The 2,299-nt window shown below is 76.6% G+C and carries 1 protein-coding gene and 1 pseudogene; one reads left to right on the top strand and one right to left on the bottom strand.

Annotation, left to right across the window (positions count from 1 at the left end):
• Positions 1-152 precede the first annotated feature (152 nt).
• Positions 153-2,141, top strand: a complete 1,989-nt coding sequence (locus tag A9W95_RS10450) for a PE family protein (protein ID WP_156746122.1) — start codon at positions 153-155, stop codon at positions 2,139-2,141.
• Between the two features lie 59 nt (positions 2,142-2,200).
• On the opposite strand, the pseudogene A9W95_RS10445 reads toward A9W95_RS10450, so the two are convergent.
• Positions 2,201-2,299: pseudogene (locus A9W95_RS10445) on the bottom strand (type VII secretion protein EsxI); the annotation flags it as partial.

Genomic DNA, 2,299 nt, shown 5'->3' with positions numbered 1-2,299 from the left:
GATCCGAACCGAATCATGTTCTCCAGCCTCAACATCTGACCACCCGCGACCGGACGTTTGACGTCTGACCGGCCGGGAACGGCGGTGCCGGCGGCTTCACGAACAGCATCAGCGCGACCGGCGGGGCCGGCGGCGCAGGCGGGGCCGGTGGCTTGTTCTCCAACGGCGGGACCGGTGGAACCGGAGGCGTCGGCGCCTCCGGTGGGGCCGGTGGGGCCGGGGGTGCCGGCGGCATGTTCGGCGCCGGCGGAACCGGCGGCGCCGGTGGATTCGGGGCCAGCGCGGTGGACGGCACCGGAAACCACGGCGGCGCCGGTGGGGCCGGTGGCGCCGGTGGCATGTTCGGCGCCGGCGGTGCCGGGGGCAGCGGCGGCGGAAGCCTGCTGACCGGCGGGGCCGGCGGGGCGGGCGGCAATGCCGGGATGCTTTCCCTGGGCGCCGCTGGCGGCGCCGGTGGCAGCGGCGGTGAAGGGCCCGTCGCCGCTGAGACCGGTGGAGCCGGCGGAGCCGGCGGCAACGGCGGCATGTTCTTCGGTGACGGCGGGGCCGGCGGTGCTGGTGGGCTGGGCGGCGCCACCGGTGGGCGCGGCGGAACCGGCGGAAACGCGGGCATCCTCACCGGCTCCGGCGGGGCGGGCGGCGCCGGCGGTGTCGGGACCACGACCGCGGGCGGCGCGGGCGGGACCGGCGGCGCGTCCGGGCTGATCGGTGACGGAGGAAACGGCGGTAACGGCGGAGCCAGCGCGAAGGCCGGCGGGGCCGGCGGGGCCGGTGGCAACGGCGTGCTGATCGGCGACGGCGGAAACGGCGGTAGCGGCGGCACCGGCACGACACCGGGCAAGGCCGGCACCGGCGGTGTCAGCGGAATGTTGCTGGGCGCAGACGGATTCAACGCCGCGGCCAGCAATAACCCGCTGCACGCTGCCCAGCAACAGGTTCTCAACGCGATCAATGGGCCGACCCAGGCCATTACCGGCCGACCGCTGATTGGCAACGGCGCCAATGGAACTCCCGGAACCGGAGCCGCCGGTGGGGACGGCGGATGGTTATTCGGCAACGGCGGAACCGGCGGGTCCGGAGGGGCTGGTGGCGCCGGGGGCGCCGGCGGTGGCGGCGGGATCTTGTTCGGCAGCGGCGGAGCCGGTGGCGCCGGCTCAGCGGCCGTGATCGCCGGACTGACCGGTGGCGCCGGTGGGGCCGGCGGGGCCGCCTTCCTGTTCGGCAGCGGTGGAGCCGGCGGCACTGGCGGCGGTGCTCTGACGAACGCGAATGGCGGGGCGGGCGGTGCCGGCGGCCAGGCCGGGGCATTGTCCGGTGCCGCCGGGTTCGGCGGCGCGGGCGGTGACGGTAAAGGCATCGGCCACGCGGGCGGTGTCGGTGGTGTGGGAGGTACCGGCGGACTGTTCTCCGACGGTGGCTACGGCGGTTATGGCGGGTTCGGCCCGACCGGCGGGGCTGGCGGTGCGGGTGGAGTCAGTGGGTTGTTCGGCACGGGCGGTACCGGCGGCTACGGCGGTCAGGGCGTGACCGCCGGTGGTGCCGGTGGGACCGGTGGCGGTGGCGGCACCTTCGGTGCCGGCGGCTCCGGCGGTGCGGGCGGCTTCGGCGGCCCGGCCGGGGCCACCGGTGGCGCGGGCGGGGCGGGCGGCAACGCCGGTCTGCTGTCCCTCGGTGCCGGCGGTGGCGGCGGCAGCGGCGGGGCCGGCATCACCACCGGCGGGGCCGGCGGCACCGGTGGCAGCGCCGGCATGTTCTTCGGGGATGGGGGTGCCGGAGGCAGCGGCGGATTCGGTGCCACGGGCGGCACCGGTGGCATCGGCGGGAATGCCGGTGCGCTCTCCGGCTCGGGCGGTGCGGGCGGCACTGGAGGCGCTGCGGGAGGCAGCACCAATCCCGTCGGCGGCGCCGGCGGCGCGGGCGGCAAGGCCGGACTGATCGGGGACGGTGGTGACGGCGGCGCTGGCGGAGCCGGGAACGCCGGCGGCCTCGGGGGCAGCGGCGGAAAGGGTGGTGATGCCGTCGGCGTCGGCGACGGCGGCAACGGCGGGAACAGCGGAACGGGCGCGGCCTCAGGTCTCGGCGGCACCGGCGGCACCGGCGGCGTCCTGATCGGGGCCGACGGATTCGCCGGGGTGAAGTAACCCGCAACGCAAAGGGTGACGGCGGCCCGGCGTCCGGGCCGCCGTCACCGATGCGTGTGTTACGCCCAGCTGGAGCCGACCGCGGAGTCGGTTTGGGCCATGTTGCTGCCCGCCGACTGCACCTTCTGGCCGTGGCTGTTGGCCTGCTCGTAGATCAC

Source organism: Mycobacterium sp. 1423905.2 (assembly GCF_001673155.1).
In the GTDB taxonomy this organism is placed as follows: Bacteria; Actinomycetota; Actinomycetes; order Mycobacteriales; family Mycobacteriaceae; genus Mycobacterium.
The sequence above is the reverse complement of the archived record's forward strand: the minus strand, read 5'-3'. Positions and strand labels throughout refer to the sequence as shown.